The sequence below is a fragment of the Niveispirillum sp. genome, assembly GCF_052437035.1.
Lineage (GTDB): Bacteria > Pseudomonadota > Alphaproteobacteria > Azospirillales > Azospirillaceae > Niveispirillum.
On record NZ_JBQVOH010000001.1, the window covers coordinates 537,947 to 551,606 of the forward strand.

Annotated in this window: 15 protein-coding genes; 9 read left to right on the forward strand and 6 right to left on the reverse strand. The window is 63.1% G+C overall.

The annotated features are described in order from the left end of the window. Positions 1-8: 8 nt before the first annotated feature. Complete coding sequence (locus ACT6Q8_RS02605; RefSeq protein ID WP_444732678.1) at positions 9-458, reverse strand: YaiI/YqxD family protein; 450 nt, start codon at positions 456-458, stop codon at positions 9-11. Between the two features lie 95 nt (positions 459-553). Here ACT6Q8_RS02605 and ACT6Q8_RS02610 point away from each other — a divergent pair, with 95 nt between their 5' ends. Beyond that, the gene (locus tag ACT6Q8_RS02610; protein WP_444732537.1) at positions 554-883 is read left to right on the forward strand and encodes a YkgJ family cysteine cluster protein; all 330 of its coding nucleotides are present in this window, start codon (positions 554-556) and stop codon (positions 881-883) included. A 69-nt stretch (positions 884-952) separates the two neighbouring features. After that, positions 953-1,885 (forward strand): glycerophosphodiester phosphodiesterase, encoded by a 933-nt coding sequence (locus tag ACT6Q8_RS02615; RefSeq protein ID WP_444732538.1) that lies wholly within the window; start codon positions 953-955, stop codon positions 1,883-1,885. 82 nt (positions 1,886-1,967) lie between these two features. On the opposite strand, the gene ACT6Q8_RS02620 is transcribed toward ACT6Q8_RS02615, so the two are convergent. Continuing rightward, a complete protein-coding gene (locus ACT6Q8_RS02620; protein ID WP_444732539.1) occupies positions 1,968-2,981 on the reverse strand; it encodes a hypothetical protein in 1,014 nt (337 codons plus the stop codon). A gap of 1 nt (position 2,982) precedes the next feature. Next, complete coding sequence (gene carA / locus ACT6Q8_RS02625) at positions 2,983-4,167, reverse strand: glutamine-hydrolyzing carbamoyl-phosphate synthase small subunit (protein WP_444732540.1); 1,185 nt, start codon at positions 4,165-4,167, stop codon at positions 2,983-2,985. A gap of 379 nt (positions 4,168-4,546) precedes the next feature. Between carA and ACT6Q8_RS02630 the strand changes: the two genes are divergently transcribed. From ACT6Q8_RS02630 to ACT6Q8_RS02645, 4 genes are all read left to right on the forward strand, one after another. After that, positions 4,547-5,005 (forward strand): GatB/YqeY domain-containing protein, encoded by a 459-nt coding sequence (locus tag ACT6Q8_RS02630; RefSeq protein ID WP_444732541.1) that lies wholly within the window; start codon positions 4,547-4,549, stop codon positions 5,003-5,005. A 7-nt stretch (positions 5,006-5,012) separates the two neighbouring features. Next, entirely contained in the window at positions 5,013-5,870 is an 858-nt protein-coding gene (locus tag ACT6Q8_RS02635; protein WP_444732542.1) for a GNAT family N-acetyltransferase, read from the forward strand. A gap of 69 nt (positions 5,871-5,939) precedes the next feature. After that, entirely contained in the window at positions 5,940-6,188 is a 249-nt protein-coding gene (locus ACT6Q8_RS02640; protein WP_444732543.1) for a type II toxin-antitoxin system Phd/YefM family antitoxin, read from the forward strand. Beyond that, entirely contained in the window at positions 6,185-6,640 is a 456-nt protein-coding gene (locus tag ACT6Q8_RS02645) for a PIN domain-containing protein (protein WP_054167083.1), read from the forward strand. The genes ACT6Q8_RS02640 and ACT6Q8_RS02645 overlap by 4 nt, the downstream gene beginning before the upstream one ends. Here ACT6Q8_RS02645 and ACT6Q8_RS02650 read toward each other — a convergent pair. After that, positions 6,630-7,148 carry a hypothetical protein gene (locus ACT6Q8_RS02650; RefSeq protein WP_054167084.1) on the reverse strand — a complete coding sequence of 173 codons (519 nt, stop codon included), beginning with the start codon at positions 7,146-7,148 and terminating at the stop codon, positions 6,630-6,632. The two genes, ACT6Q8_RS02645 and ACT6Q8_RS02650, sit on opposite strands and share 11 nt — an antisense overlap. Before the next feature lie 206 nt (positions 7,149-7,354). Between ACT6Q8_RS02650 and dnaG the strand changes: the two genes are divergently transcribed. From dnaG to ACT6Q8_RS02665, 3 genes are all read left to right on the forward strand, one after another. After that, the gene (gene dnaG / locus ACT6Q8_RS02655; RefSeq protein WP_444732544.1) at positions 7,355-9,235 is read left to right on the forward strand and encodes a DNA primase; all 1,881 of its coding nucleotides are present in this window, start codon (positions 7,355-7,357) and stop codon (positions 9,233-9,235) included. Between the two features lie 192 nt (positions 9,236-9,427). Next, entirely contained in the window at positions 9,428-11,377 is a 1,950-nt protein-coding gene (gene rpoD / locus ACT6Q8_RS02660; protein WP_054167086.1) for an RNA polymerase sigma factor RpoD, read from the forward strand. Positions 11,378-11,494: 117 nt separating this feature from the next. Beyond that, positions 11,495-11,965: an REP-associated tyrosine transposase gene (locus ACT6Q8_RS02665; RefSeq protein WP_444732545.1), complete on the forward strand. Its 471-nt coding sequence runs from the start codon at positions 11,495-11,497 to the stop codon at positions 11,963-11,965. Between the two features lie 81 nt (positions 11,966-12,046). Here the strand turns inward: ACT6Q8_RS02665 and fliG are convergent, their stop codons facing one another. Both fliG and ACT6Q8_RS02675 read right to left on the reverse strand, forming a co-directional pair. Further along, positions 12,047-13,069, reverse strand: coding sequence for a flagellar motor switch protein FliG (gene fliG, locus ACT6Q8_RS02670; protein WP_054167087.1), 1,023 nt, complete (start codon positions 13,067-13,069; stop codon positions 12,047-12,049). 116 nt (positions 13,070-13,185) lie between these two features. After that, positions 13,186-13,656: a hypothetical protein gene (locus ACT6Q8_RS02675; protein WP_054167088.1), complete on the reverse strand. Its 471-nt coding sequence runs from the start codon at positions 13,654-13,656 to the stop codon at positions 13,186-13,188. Positions 13,657-13,660: the final 4 nt, after the last annotated feature.

Sequence of the window (13,660 nt, forward strand, 5' to 3'; positions counted from 1 at the left end):
GGACGGGCTCACCGCCCCCGCTTGACCTCATTGGCCATCTTGTCCAGTTCCTGAAGGAACTTGCTCTTGTCGGCCTTGGTCATGGGGGCGTTGCCGCCCTGGACCACGCCCATGTCGCGCAGGTCCTGCATCAAGGCGCGGGATGCCAGGGCGGAGCCGATATTGGCGACCGTGAAGGGCCGTCCATTATTGCCCAGCACCTTGGCGCCCGCATCCAGGCAGCGTTTGGCCAGCTGGATATCGGCGGTGACCACGATGTCGCCGGTCCCGCACTTCTCGGCGATCCAGTTGTCGGCGGCATCGAACCCGTCGGAGACGACGACCATCCGCACCAGCCCGCCCGGCGGCACGCGCAGCGGGCCATTGGCGACCAGATGCACCGGCATGCCATAGCGCTCGGCGACGCGGAACGTCTCCTCCTTCACGGGGCAGGCATCGGCATCGATATAGATTTCCAGCATGGGCATGTTCCTTGGGGCTGCTGCCCTGTATAGCAGAGCATGTTCCCTTGCCAAGCGGGCCGGCGTCGGTCACAAACCGGGACACCCCTTTCATGGCGGCACCCTTGGAACAGCAAACCGAGCCACCCCCCTTTGCCTGCCAGGAATGCGGGGCCTGCTGCGCCTATGCCGCCGACTGGCCGCGATTCTCGCTGGAGGAGGATGCCGACATTGCCCGCATCCCGGAAGCGATGGTGGCGCCCGACGGGTCGGGCATGCGCTGGACCGGGGAGCGTTGCGCGGCGCTGTCTGGCACGGTGGGGGAGCATGTGGCCTGTACCATCTATGCCGACCGGCCCATCGTCTGTCACGATTGTGTTGCCGGGGATGAGGCCTGCCTGATGGCGCGCGAACGGCATGGAATGTCGATCACCCTGCCATGAACTCTTTGCCATGAAACCGTAACGCATCCGCCCTATGGTCCGTAGCAGACCGAAAGAACGGATGCCGATATGCGCCTTTTTGCCCTGCTGATCCCCTTGATTCTGGCCGCGATTCCGGCCGCCGCCCTTGATCTTCAGGCCCATCGCGGGGGCCGTGCCTTGTGGCCGGAAAACACCCTGCCGGCCTTTGAGCGGGCGTTGGATCTGGGTGTCGATACGCTGGAACTGGACACGGGCGTCACCAAGGATGGCGTCCTGATTATCGCCCATGACCGGCATGTCGATGCCAACCTGGCCCGCCGCAAGGGCCAGTGGGTGGAAGGGCCGCAGCCCACATGGCACAGCCTGACCCTGGCCGAGGTGCAGGCCATTGATGTCGGGCGCATCCGGCCCGACACCCCCTATGCCAAGCGCTTCGCCCGGCAGATGCCGTTGGACGGCACGGGCGTGCCTACCTTGGCCGCCCTGTTCGATCTGGTGAAGAAGCGTGGTGACGGCAAGGTTCGTTTTAATATCGAAACGAAGATCGATCCGACCAATCCCGGTGATAGTATCGATCCCGAAACGTTTGCCACGCTGCTGGTACGCCAAGTTCGCGACGCACGCTTGGCGGACCGGGTAACGATCCAGAGCTTTGACTGGCGAACCTTGCAGGTGGTGCGACGCATCGCGCCGGAGATCGCCACCGCCTATCTGACCATCATTGATCCCGAAGAAAGCAACGTGTCCCTGACGGGCGAAAGTCTCTGGACCGCCGGCTTTGACCCCATCCGTCATGGCGGCAGCCTGCCGGTGGCGATCAAGGCGGCGGGTGGTACGGTCTGGTCACCCTATCACCTGAACCTGACACCGGAACTGGTGAGGGAAGCGCAGGGGCTGGGTCTGAAGGTCATCCCCTGGACCGTCAATGATCCCGCCGATATGAAGCGGCTGATCGAATGGGGCGTGGATGGGTTGATCACCGATGATCCGGTGACAGGCAAGCAGGTGACGGGGCGTTGAGGTGGTGTGTTGTCGCATGCGCTACGCTTATGCGACCTACGAATTCACCGTAGGTCGCATAAGCGTAGCGCATGCGACAGGATCACACCGCGTCGCCCAACCAGCGCGAGGTCACCGGCTCCAGATCACCGCGCCACCGGGCGATTTCTTCTGCGACCTGTTCCAGGGCGCGTTGGTCGCGGTAGCGTTTGCGGGCGCGGTTATTGTCGCCCTTGGCCTGCATGGCGGCCAGACGGGCCGACACGCGCGGATCACCGATGATCACCTGACGCCAGCGATCCAGCCGGATTTCGGCGGTGCAATCGACAATGGCCTGGGTGCCCGGACGCCGGCCCAGCTTGATGGAGGCAGGCGCCAGGCGGGCCGCCACGGACAGGGACACATCCTCGGGCATGCCGGGGAACACGGCCCTCACGGCCTCAGCGATGCTGTCTTTCAGGTCCGCGCCGCGCTGCTTGTCATCGCGCGCCACGCGCTTTGCCGAAACCTCCATGCGGCGGCGGCTATGCGCCATCACCTGCTCGGCGACTTCCTGTGCGTCGGCATCCAGCCACAAGATGGGACCATCGGCCAGAAGCGCCGCCACCGGGGCGGGCAGGGCAGGGTGGAACCCCTCGGCCACAAAGGCCAGCCGCAGCTTGATCAAGGATTTCAGGGCGCGTTCGCGGCCCGCATCGGCGGCCAGGAACGTGGCCTGCGAAACGGGTGCCGCTTTCAGCAGGCTGTCCAGCGCTTCCAAATCGCCACCGGTCCAGCGGCGACCATGGAGCAGCCGTTCGGCGCGGTCGCGCAAGAGCGCACGGCCCACATCGCGCGGGTGCGCGGGCGCCACCTCTATCAGCTTCCACACCGTATCGACCAGCCGGGCCACGGCCCAGCCGGCATGGATATCAAGCGGCCGGTCGGTCGGGAAGGCGCCGTTGGGCAGGTTCCAGACATCACTGACGCGGATCAGGCCGCTGCCATCCAGGAACGCCTCCCCACCGGGGGAGCGGTTGATAACCGGCCAGCTTGCAACCAGCCCTGCCAACCCCTCCGGCATGCCGGAGGGGCGGTCCCATTCACCAAGACGGATAAGGCCCAAATCCACTGTCACCTTAGTAGCGCCCTTCGATGGCGGCCACGAACCGGTCGAACAGGTAATGGCTGTCCTCCGGGCCGGGGCTTGCTTCGGGATGGTACTGCACCGAGAAGACGGGACGGCCCGACAGGCGGATGCCTTCGTTGGTGCCGTCAAACAGGGAGACGTGGGTGACCTCCACCTCTTCCGGCAGACTTTCGCGCAGAACCACAAAGCCGTGATTCTGGCTGGTGATCTCCACCACGCCGGACGCGATATCCTTCACCGGATGGTTGGCGCCGCGATGGCCCTTTTCCATCTTTACGGTACGACCGCCCAGTGCCAGGGCCAGCATCTGGTGACCCAGGCAGATGCCGAACACGGCCTTGCCGCTATCCACCAGCCGCGCAATGGTCGGCACGGCATATTCACCCGTTGCCGCCGGATCGCCGGGGCCGTTGGACAGGAAGATACCGTCGGGGTTCAGCGCCAGGATTTCCTCTGCCGTCGTGGTGGCCGGGACCACCGTCACCTTGCAGCCGGACGCGGCGAGGCAGCGCAGGATGTTGCGCTTGGCGCCGAAATCCATGGCGACCACATGATACTTGGGATCGGTCTGCTTGCCATAGCCGTCCTTCAGCGACCAGATCGATTCGTCCCAGCTATAGGTCTGGCGGGTCGTCACGTCCTTGGCCAGATCCATGCCTTCCAGGCCGGGCCATTCCTGGGCCATCTTCACCAGGGCGTCGATATCGAACACGCCATCGGGCGAATGGGCGATCACGCCGTTGGGGGCGCCATTGTCGCGGATGCGGCGGGTCAGGCGGCGCGTGTCGATGCCCGACAGGCCGACCAGATTATGGCTTTTCAGCCAGGCATCCAGATGCTGGGTGGCGCGCCAGTTGGCGGGTTCGGTGATGTCGGCCTTGATGATCAGACCGCGCGCCACCGGCGTCACCGTCTCGATATCTTCCGGGTTGGTCCCGACATTCCCGATATGGGGGAAGGTGAAGGTGATGATCTGACCGGCATAGGACGGATCGGTCAGGATTTCCTGATAGCCCGTCAGGGAGGTGTTGAAGCACACCTCACCCACGCTGTGGCTCACGGCGCCCACACCGCGTCCCCAGAAGACCGAACCATCGGCCAGGACGAGAACGCCCGTGGCTCCCTTGGGAGCGGGCGCGCGGGTGGGGGAACCCATCGGCGGGGTGTCGGACATGGCGGGCACCTTTATCTGCGAGATCGGCGCCGGAGCGCCGGTGAAAAGGCCGTGCCTTCCCGCCCGAAAGGCGGGGCGGCCTGCCCGCAGTCGCGTCGCGGGTCCGATCGTCCGCCGGGTAATCCCGCCGGGCGAAGGGCCGCGCCGATGCCGCGCGCCGGCCAGGGCCGGTACGGTTCTGAAGGTGAATTAGCCATTCGGGCGCGCGTGGTCAACCAACGTGGGCGCGCCCCTGCCACGCGCCATCATTGGGTGTCGCATGACGGGTCCTGAAAGGGGAGTTTCCAGGCGGCGACGCGAGCCATTCCTATTCGCTGGCATCCGATGGCCGGTTTGGATAATGTTGCCGGCTGTTTCACCTGTCCCCTGGAGTTGTCCGATGTTGCGCCAGACGCTGAACGAAGCCTTGAAGGATGCGATGCGCGCCAAGAACAGCCGCGGCGTCGCCACCATCCGGCTGATCCTGGCGGCATTGAAGGACCGCGATATCGCGGCGCGCAGCAGCGGCAACCAGGATGGCATTGATGATGCCACCGTCCTGTCGATGCTGCAGACCATGGTGAAGCAGCGCCGCGAAAGCATCATCATGTATGAACAGGGTGGCCGCATTGAGCTGGCCCAGCAGGAGCGGGAAGAGATCGACGTGATCGAAGCCTTCCTGCCTCGCCAGTTGAACGAGGATGATACCCGCGAAGCCATCGCCGCCCTGATCGCCGAGTTGGGCGCCACCGGCGTCAAGGATATGGGCAAGGTGATGGCCGAGCTGCGCGGTCGTTTCGCGGGCCAGATGGACTTCACCAAAGCCAGCGCCCTGGTGCGCGAAAAGCTGGCCAACTGACCCTGTGATGCCAATCCGGCTGCTGCTGCCGGGTGATGAGGGCCGGCTGGATGCCTATCTGGCCCGTCATCCGGCGACATCCATGTTCCTGCGTTCCAATGTCCGGCGTGTCGGGCTGGCAGATCGGGCCGAACGCTACCATGCCCGCTATGCGGCGCTGATGGATGGCGATGGTGCCGTCCACGGCGTGGTGTCCCATGCCTGGAACGGCAATCTGCTGATCCAGGCGGAACCGGACGACGCCATCGGGCTTGCGGGCTTTCATCTGGCGGCGGGCGACCGGGCCGTGGCCGGGATTATCGGGCCGCTGCCGGCGGTGCGCGCGGTTCAGACCCTGTTCCCCAACCGGCCCTTGTTGAAGGATGGGGCGGATGATCTGTTCGACCTGCCTTTGTCCGATCTGAAGGTACCGGCAGCGCTGACCGATGGTACGCTGTCCTGGCGACGGGCCGACGCCGGCGATATCCCGCTGCTGTCGGTCTGGCGTGTGGGTTATTGCCTGGAAACCCTGGGTGAGGCCGACAGCGCGGACCTGCACGCCCGCGCCGCCGCCGATGTTGCCGCTTGGGTCGCGGCGGATGAAGCGTTTGTGGTGACGGGGGCCGACGGGGTGCCGCTATCCATGGCCACCCACAATGCCCGCGTCCCGGATACGGTGCAGATCGGCGGGGTCTGGACGCCTGTGGCTCTGCGTGGGCGCGGGCTGGCACGGGCCGCCGTGACAGGTGCCCTGCTGGCGGCGCGGGATGACGGGGCCGAAACGGCGATCCTGTTCACCGGCAAGCAGAATGAGCCGGCGCGCCGGGCCTATCTGTCGCTGGGTTTTCGTATCATCGGTGATTACGGGATCGTCCTGCTGGGATAGGGCCTTTCCCTTTGCCCGGGGCGGCATTCCGGCCCATAATTGCCCGTCCCGATCAGGCGAGGCAGGGCCATGGATGATGGCGTGATCAGTGCGGATGAGGCCGGTCGGAATTTCGACAGGCTGCTGGCGCAGGTGGAGGCGGGACAATCCCTGACCATCACCCGCGATGGCCGCCCCGTGGCCATGGTTACGCCGGTTGAGGCTGATGCGGCTAATAATCGCGACATGCTTCGTCAGAAGATGATGGAAATGATGCGGAAGGGCATTCCCATCGATTGCCAGGGGCCCCTTGACCGTGAGGCGCTGCACCGGCGATGAGTATTCTCGCCTTCGACACAAACATTCTCGTCTACGCGGTCGACCAACTGGCATCCATCGAACGGCGTGAAAAGGCGCAGGCTCTGCTGGATCGGGCGTCCAAGGCTGGTATCGGCTTTCTGTCCAGTCAGGCACTTGTCGAGTTTCACGCCGTCGTGACTCGCAAGAGGCGCGGCACTGCGCAGGAGTTGATCGATCAGATCGAGTTATGGGGGCAGCTTTTCACTGTGGTCGTTCCCTCTTTCGAAGATGTGGTCATTGCAACCAAGGCCCATCGCGACCATGGCCTCTCCATCTGGGATCCCATGATCTGGTCCGTTTCCCGCCGGGCTGGGGCCGGCATGCTGCTCAGCGAGGATTTTCAGGATGGGCGGGTGCTGGATGGGGTTCGCTTCGTCAATCCATTCAATCCGGCCAATGACCCGTTGATCGACGCCGCCCTCACACCTTGATGTCTACGCCCTTGGATGCGTCCTCCCGCGTGACCATGCGGCCATCCAGCGAGATGAAATATTTTGCCGACTTGGTCAACTGATCCGGGTTGAGGCCCATGGCGGTCAATTCTGCCCACATGGGGGCAAGATTTTCCTCGTTACGGTATTTGTCGGTTATGGCGTCGATGGCCTTCTGTGTGTCGGCGGGGACGAAGGGCAGATAGCCGCGCTCATTGGCGGGCAGGGCCATCTGAAAGGCCAGCGGGGGGTCGCCATCCTGGCCGTATTTTCGGCCATGGGTCATCTCAAATTCCTGCTGACGGCGGCGGATTTCATTGTTCCGCGCGGCGTCATAGGCCTCGCGCTCCTTCTTCAGCGCCGCCATTTCCTCCTTCTGCTGGGCCGCCGGGTCGGGCGGTGCTGTGCCCGTCTTGGCGGTGGGGGCCTGGGTCTGCGTACTGGCTGGTGACTTCACCTGCAGCCGCGACAGGATCGCGGAGGAAGAGAACATGGAGCTGATATTCATGGCGCATGCCCTTCATACGGGAAACTTTGTTTCCAAGGGCAAGCAATCTCCGTACCGACGAATTTCGAACCAAACTGGATTTATCCACAGGCTGTGAATCATGGGGCCATCTGGGGATGGGTGCCGGTGCGCGTGGCGTTCGTGCCACCGCCTGGGATATGCTCCCCGGCTGATCCGCATTCGAAGCCTTTGAGATATCAGCCCCGATGGCCTTGCCGCCGCAGTTCCTGGAAGAGTTGCGTTCCCGCCTTTCCGTGTCGGAAGTGGTGATGAAACGCATGCGCCTGCAGCGCGCCGGTCGGGAGTTCAAAGCCCCGTGCCCCTTCCACAATGAAAAGACGCCCAGTTTCTACGTTAACGACCAAAAGAACTTCTTTCATTGCTTTGGCTGCGGCGCCCATGGCGACCAGATCGGGTTCGTCATGCGCCATGACAACCTGTCCTTCATGGAAGCTGTGGAGCATCTGGCGGGCGAGGCCGGACTTCAGGTGCCGCAGGCCAGCCCGCAGGAACGCCAGCAATATGAGCGGCAGAAGTCGCTCTACGATCTCGTCGAACGCGCCACCAAATATTATGAGCGCGAGCTGTTCAGTCCCAGCGGGCGTAATGCGCTTGATTATCTGCGCCGGCGCGGCCTGGATGAGGAGGGGATTGCCCGCTTCCGTCTGGGCTATGCCCCGCAGGAGGGCGGGCCGCTGCGCGCCTTGCTGCTGGAGGCCGGGTACAGCGAGGCCGACATGGTGGAGGTCGGCCTGTTCAAGCGGGCGGAGGCTGGGCGGCCCATCCGCAATTTCTTCTGGAACCGCGTCATGTTCCCCGTCACCGACCGGCGGGGGCAGGTGGTGGCGTTCGGCGGGCGCATCCTGGAAGGTGACGGGCCGAAATATATCAATTCCGCTGAGAATCCTTTGTTCCATAAGGGTAATCTTCTCTACGGCATGTCGCGCGCCCGGCAGGCGGCGGCGGACGGTCAGCGGCTGATCGTCACCGAAGGCTATATGGACGTCATCTCCTGCGTGCAGGCAGGGTTCGAGGGGGCGGTGGCCCCCCTCGGCACCGCCATGACGGAGACGCAGATCCAGGTGCTGTGGAAACTGGCACCGGAGGGGCAGCGCAACCCCATCCTGTGCTTTGACGGCGACAATGCCGGACGGCGGGCGGCACAGCGGGCCGTGGAACGGGTGCTGCCCATCCTGGTGCCCGACGCCACCGTCCGCATCGCCTTCATGCCCGACAAGGAAGACCCTGACAGCCTGATACGGTCGGGCGGGCCGGATGCGTTCACCGCCATCCTGGACCGCGCTCTGTCGCTGGAGGATTTCATCTGGGAGATGGTGCGCCAGGGCGAGGACCCGAAGACGGCGGATGGCCGCCTGCGGATCGAGACCGGCATCAACCAGATGATGGAGAAGGTCACCGACAAGTCGGTGCAGTACAGTTACCGCTCCGTCCTGCGCGAGAAGCTGCGCGCCGCCATCCGGGCCAGTGGGGGCGGGTTTGGCGGTGGGTTCGGTGGGGCAGGGGGAGATCGGGGCGGGGGGCGCCCGCGCCGGCTTCAGCCCGGCGATGTGCCTGTCAGCCGCCTTTGGGACAGCCGTTTCCGGTCCGGCACCTTGCGCACCGAACCGCGCCGTCGCGAACGCTATCTGGTGCTGACCATCGTGCATCATCCCGAACTTTTTCAGGATGTGGGGGAGACGTTGGCCGGGGCGGAATTCGCGGATGGCGAGATGGAGGCGCTGCGCCAAGCGCTTGTCGCATGCCTAACCACCGAATCAGCACTTGACGCCGAGGCTTTGAGACGCCACCTGTCTGGTCGTGGTTTTTCCGAGACGCTGGATAGTCTGCTGAGTGCAGACATGCCGAAATTCGCGCAACCAGGAGCGTCGTTCGAAACCGCGAAGAGTGGCTGGCAGGAGGTTTGGCTGAGTTCCGAGGATGGTTTGCTTCAACGCGAGCTGCGCGATGCCGAGAGACGGTTTGCCGAGACATTCAGTGAGGATGATCTGGCACGATTACGCGCGCTGCAACGGGAGCTGCTGATTCTCCGGGGCCATGCCGATGACCTGACGGAAAGGGACGGATAATGGGCGGGCGGCCGAGCAATCGGGCGTCGTGCGACGCATTTGTCCTGCAAAACTGTGTCTTGGCGAACACAGTTTCCAGCCTCTTGCCAAAGTTATAGCCAGGAAGAGTTTCGTCGGATGACCGGGCCCTTGCCCGAGTCGTCCATTTGCGTTTACCGGTGGCAGCCTTAAGAGTGCGGGGGCAGCGAACGAATGGCGACGAAAGCGGCGCAGACGGCAGAAGTGTCGGAGCAGCGGGAAGAGGAAGCCAATGGCCCTCTGATGGACGGCATGGCCATTGCCGTCAAGAAGATGATCGCGCGCGGCAAGGAGCGTGGGTACGTCACTTATGACGAACTCAACGCGGCTTTGCCGCCGGACAGCTCCTCGTCCGAACAGATCGAAGACACGATGGCCTTGCTGTCCGAAATGGGCATCAATGTCGTCGAGGCCGAAGAAGCCGATGAGAGCAGCGGCAACGAAGGTGAAGGCGAAGGCCGTCAGTCCGGTAACCTGGACGATGACGATATCGGCCGCACCGACGATCCTGTGCGCATGTATCTGCGCGAAATGGGGTCGGTGGAGCTGCTGAGCCGCGAGGGCGAAATTGCCATCGCCAAGCGCATCGAGGCCGGTCGTGAGATGATGATCGGCGCGATCTGTGAATCGCCGCTGACCATTCAGGCCATCATCGAGTGGCATCAGTCGTTGCAGGACGGCAAGATGCTGCTGCGCGACATCATCGATCTGGACGCGTCCTATGGCGTGGACCCGGAAGCCGGTGAACTGCCGCCCGAAGCGCTGGACGGCCCCGCCGCCGAGCGTGAAGAGGAAGAAGGCGAGCGTCCGGAGGGCGAGGGCGAAGGTGCGCCCGCCGGTGATGGGGAAGAGGAAGGCAATGTCTCCCTCTCCGCCATGGAAGCCGAGCTGAAGCCCAAGGTCCTGGAGACGTTCGGCAAGATCGAGGAAACCTATGAGCGCCTGCACAAGATGCAGGAAGAGCGCCTGGGCCTGCTGCAAAGCGGCCAGGAGTTGCCCAAGGGTTCCGACAAGAAGTACGACAAGGTGAAGGCCGAACTGACCGAGCTGGTCAATTCCGTGCGCCTGAACAATGGCCGTATCGAACAGCTGGTCGAACAGCTCTATGCGCTTAACCGCAAGCTGCTGGGCTTTGAAGGCCGTCTGCTGCGGCTGGCGACCGATTGCCGGGTGAAGCGCGAAGACTTCCTGCAGCACTATTACGGGTCGGAACTGGACCCGAAATGGCTGGACCGCTGCAAGAGCATCTCCAAGGCCTGGGCCAAGTTCGCCGAGCGTTCGTCCTATGAGGTGGGCCGCGTCCGTGAGAGCATCGCGGAAGTGTCCAGCCAGGCGCGTCTGCCCATCGGTGAGTTCCGCCGCATCGTCTCCACCGTCCAGAAGGGCGAGAAGGAGGCGAGCCGCGCCAAGAAGGAGATGGTGGAGGCCAACCTGCGCCTCGTGATCTCCATCGCCAAGAAGTACACGAACCGCGGCCTGCAGTTCCTGGATCTGATCCAGGAAGGCAATATCGGCCTGATGAAGGCCGTGGATAAGTTCGAGTATCGGCGCGGTTACAAGTTCTCCACCTATGCCACTTGGTGGATTCGGCAGGCGATCACCCGTTCGATCGCCGACCAGGCCCGCACCATCCGTATCCCCGTGCACATGATCGAAACGATCAACAAGCTGGTCCGCACCAGCCGCCAGATGCTGCACGAGATCGGACGCGAGCCGACGCCGGAAGAACTGGCCGAGCGGCTGATGATGCCGCTGGAAAAGGTCCGCAAGGTCCTGAAGATCGCCAAGGAGCCGATCTCGCTGGAAACGCCGATCGGCGACGAGGAAGATTCGCATCTGGGCGACTTCATCGAGGACAAGAACGCCGTTCTGCCCCTCGATGCCGCCATCCAGGCTAACCTGCGCGAGACCACGACCCGTATACTCGCTACGCTGACGGCCCGCGAGGAGCGTGTGCTGCGCATGCGTTTCGGCATCGGCATGAACACCGACCACACCCTGGAAGAGGTGGGTCAGCAGTTCAGCGTGACGCGCGAACGTATCCGTCAGATCGAGGCCAAGGCGCTTCGCAAGCTGAAGCACCCGTCGCGGTCGCGCAAGCTGCGTAGCTTCCTGGATACGTGATCCAGACACAAAAAAGGCCGGCGGAAACGCCGGCCTTTTTTGTCGTAGGTCGCATGCGCTGACGCTTATGCGACCTACGATCTTGCATATAGGAGAATTTGTCGCGATATTTTCGTCATGAAGTATCGACGCCAGTTCATTCCCGGGCATAGGTACTTTTTCACGGTCGCTACCGCTTGGCGTCGACCGATTTTCTCTGATCCTGTGATGGTGTCTCTTCTGCGAGCCATCATTGTAGAAGAAAGGCGGGATCGCCCTTTTGAGATCGGGGCGGCGGTCATTCTGCCAGACCATCTTCATATGATCTGGAGTTTGCCAGAGGGAGACGCCGATTATTCCCGGCGATGGCAGCGCATCAAGGCGAGGTTCGGCAGGCGTTGTGGTCTACCACCGTTGCACGCATCCGCCTCACAACGAGAACGCGGCGGTTTGGGGATCTGGCAAAACAGATTTTGGGAACACAGGCTGCGTGATGATGCCGACTGGGAACATCACGTTGCCTATATCCACGGCAATCCGGTTAAGCAGGGACCGTGCAAAGATGCCTATGATTGGCCATGGTCTAGCATTCACCATGTCCAGTCGTAGGTCGCATAAGCGTAAGCGCATGCGACAACTTGTGTCACGTCGCATGCGCTTACGCTTATGCGACCTACGACAACTCTTTGATCAATAAACCAGCTCGTCCTCGCCCTTGCCGCTGGCAATGACGATTTCGCCGCGCGCGGCCATATCCTTCGTCAACTGCACCATGTACATCTGCGCCTCGTCCACGTCGCGCAGGCGGATGGGGCCCATGGCGCCCATATCCTCGCGCATGATCTTGGCGGCGCGTTCGGACATGTTGGTGAAGAACAGGTCCTTCAGCGTGTCCGACGCACCCTTCAGGGCGGTGGCCAGCTTCTGCTTGTCGACGCTGCGCAGCAGGGTCTGGATGCCGCTGGGGTCCAGCTTCGACAGATCCTCAAACGTGAACATCAGGGCGCGGATACGTTCAGCGCTGTCGCGGTTGCGCTCTTCCAATGCCGCGATGAAGCGGCTTTCGGTGTTGCGGTCAAAGCTGTTGAAGATTTCCGCCATCATCTCGTGCGCGTCGCGGCGGTTGGTGCGGGCCAGGTTCGACATGAATTCGGTACGCAGCGTGCGCTCGATATCGTCGATAACTTCCTTCTGCACCGCCTCCATGCGCAGCATACGCATGATGACTTCCATCGCGAAGCTTTCGGGCAGCAGCTGGAGCACGCGGCCCGCATGGTCGCCCTTGATCTTGGACATGATCACGGCGACGGTCTGCGGATATTCGTTCTTCAGGTAATTGGCCAGCACCTGCTCGTTCACGTTGGTCAGCTTGTCCCACATGGTACGACCGGCAGGACCACGGATTTCCTCCATGATCTGGTCGACCTTGTCCTTGGGCAGGACCTTGGTCAGCAGGCGTTCAGTACTGTCGAACGAACCGACCAGCGAACCGGTGGAGCTGATCTGCTCCGCAAACTCGACGAACAGACGCTCCACCAGATTGGAACTGACCGAGCCAAGGTTGGCCATGGTCTGGGACAGTTCCTTGATCTCGTCATCGCCCATCAGGGCGAACAGCTTCGATGCGATTTCCTCGCCCAGCGCAAGCATCAGGATGGAGGCCTTTTCAGGCCCGGTCAGGCCACGATAATCCTCACGAACGCGCATCGCCATGGCGGCCACTCCAACGCTACAAAGGCCGGCAGGAAAGGCCGGTCCAGACACCTGGCGCGGAATCTAGCACACCGATTCGCCAAGGTGAATCCGTCACGTACACGAAAGCGTATGGGTTATGGTCCGCCGGCCAGGGCACGGCGGCGTTCTTCCCAGCTGACCTCGTCCACGATGGGGGAAATCGGGCTGCGCGGCAGTTCGGCCTTCATGCCGGGGCAATCCCGCGGCCCGTCATAGGCACGGCCCGCCAGATAGCCGATGGTGGACCCGACGCCGGCCCCCGCCAGTCCCTTGGCGGCGGTGGTCACGCTGCTGTCATTGTCATCGCCCAGTGCCATCCCGGCCATCAGACCGACAGCAGCCCCGATCCAGGTCCCAGCCTGGGCACCCTTCTGGCTGCGTCCCGTGCAGGGCGGCGGCAATGCCTCCCTCACACGCAGGTCGGCATTATCCAGGGATACGATCTCGCCTGGAAGCGGATCGGTGCTGGGCAGGGGCTTGAAACTGTTGGCAGGGGTATCGGCGGCGAAAGCGGGCTGAAAACTCAGCAGGCTAAGGATCGTGATCGCTAAGCCGCCCGCTTTCATGATG

What these genes read in the sequence shown, in the direction of transcription:
- ACT6Q8_RS02610 (WP_444732537.1), top strand. Translation starts at nt 554, where the DNA reads ATGGCGGCACCCTTGGAACAGCAAACCGAGCCACCCCCCTTTGCCTGC.
- ACT6Q8_RS02615 (WP_444732538.1), top strand. Translation starts at nt 953, where the DNA reads ATGCGCCTTTTTGCCCTGCTGATCCCCTTGATTCTGGCCGCGATTCCG.
- carA (WP_444732540.1), bottom strand. Translation starts at nt 4,167, where the DNA reads ATGTCCGACACCCCGCCGATGGGTTCCCCCACCCGCGCGCCCGCTCCC.
- ACT6Q8_RS02630 (WP_444732541.1), top strand. Translation starts at nt 4,547, where the DNA reads ATGTTGCGCCAGACGCTGAACGAAGCCTTGAAGGATGCGATGCGCGCC.
- ACT6Q8_RS02635 (WP_444732542.1), top strand. Translation starts at nt 5,013, where the DNA reads ATGCCAATCCGGCTGCTGCTGCCGGGTGATGAGGGCCGGCTGGATGCC.
- ACT6Q8_RS02640 (WP_444732543.1), top strand. Translation starts at nt 5,940, where the DNA reads ATGGATGATGGCGTGATCAGTGCGGATGAGGCCGGTCGGAATTTCGAC.
- ACT6Q8_RS02645 (WP_054167083.1), top strand. Translation starts at nt 6,185, where the DNA reads ATGAGTATTCTCGCCTTCGACACAAACATTCTCGTCTACGCGGTCGAC.
- ACT6Q8_RS02650 (WP_054167084.1), bottom strand. Translation starts at nt 7,148, where the DNA reads ATGAATATCAGCTCCATGTTCTCTTCCTCCGCGATCCTGTCGCGGCTG.
- dnaG (WP_444732544.1), top strand. Translation starts at nt 7,355, where the DNA reads ATGGCCTTGCCGCCGCAGTTCCTGGAAGAGTTGCGTTCCCGCCTTTCC.
- rpoD (WP_054167086.1), top strand. Translation starts at nt 9,428, where the DNA reads ATGGCGACGAAAGCGGCGCAGACGGCAGAAGTGTCGGAGCAGCGGGAA.
- ACT6Q8_RS02665 (WP_444732545.1), top strand. Translation starts at nt 11,495, where the DNA reads ATGAAGTATCGACGCCAGTTCATTCCCGGGCATAGGTACTTTTTCACG.
- fliG (WP_054167087.1), bottom strand. Translation starts at nt 13,069, where the DNA reads ATGGCGATGCGCGTTCGTGAGGATTATCGTGGCCTGACCGGGCCTGAA.
- ACT6Q8_RS02675 (WP_054167088.1), bottom strand. Translation starts at nt 13,656, where the DNA reads ATGAAAGCGGGCGGCTTAGCGATCACGATCCTTAGCCTGCTGAGTTTT.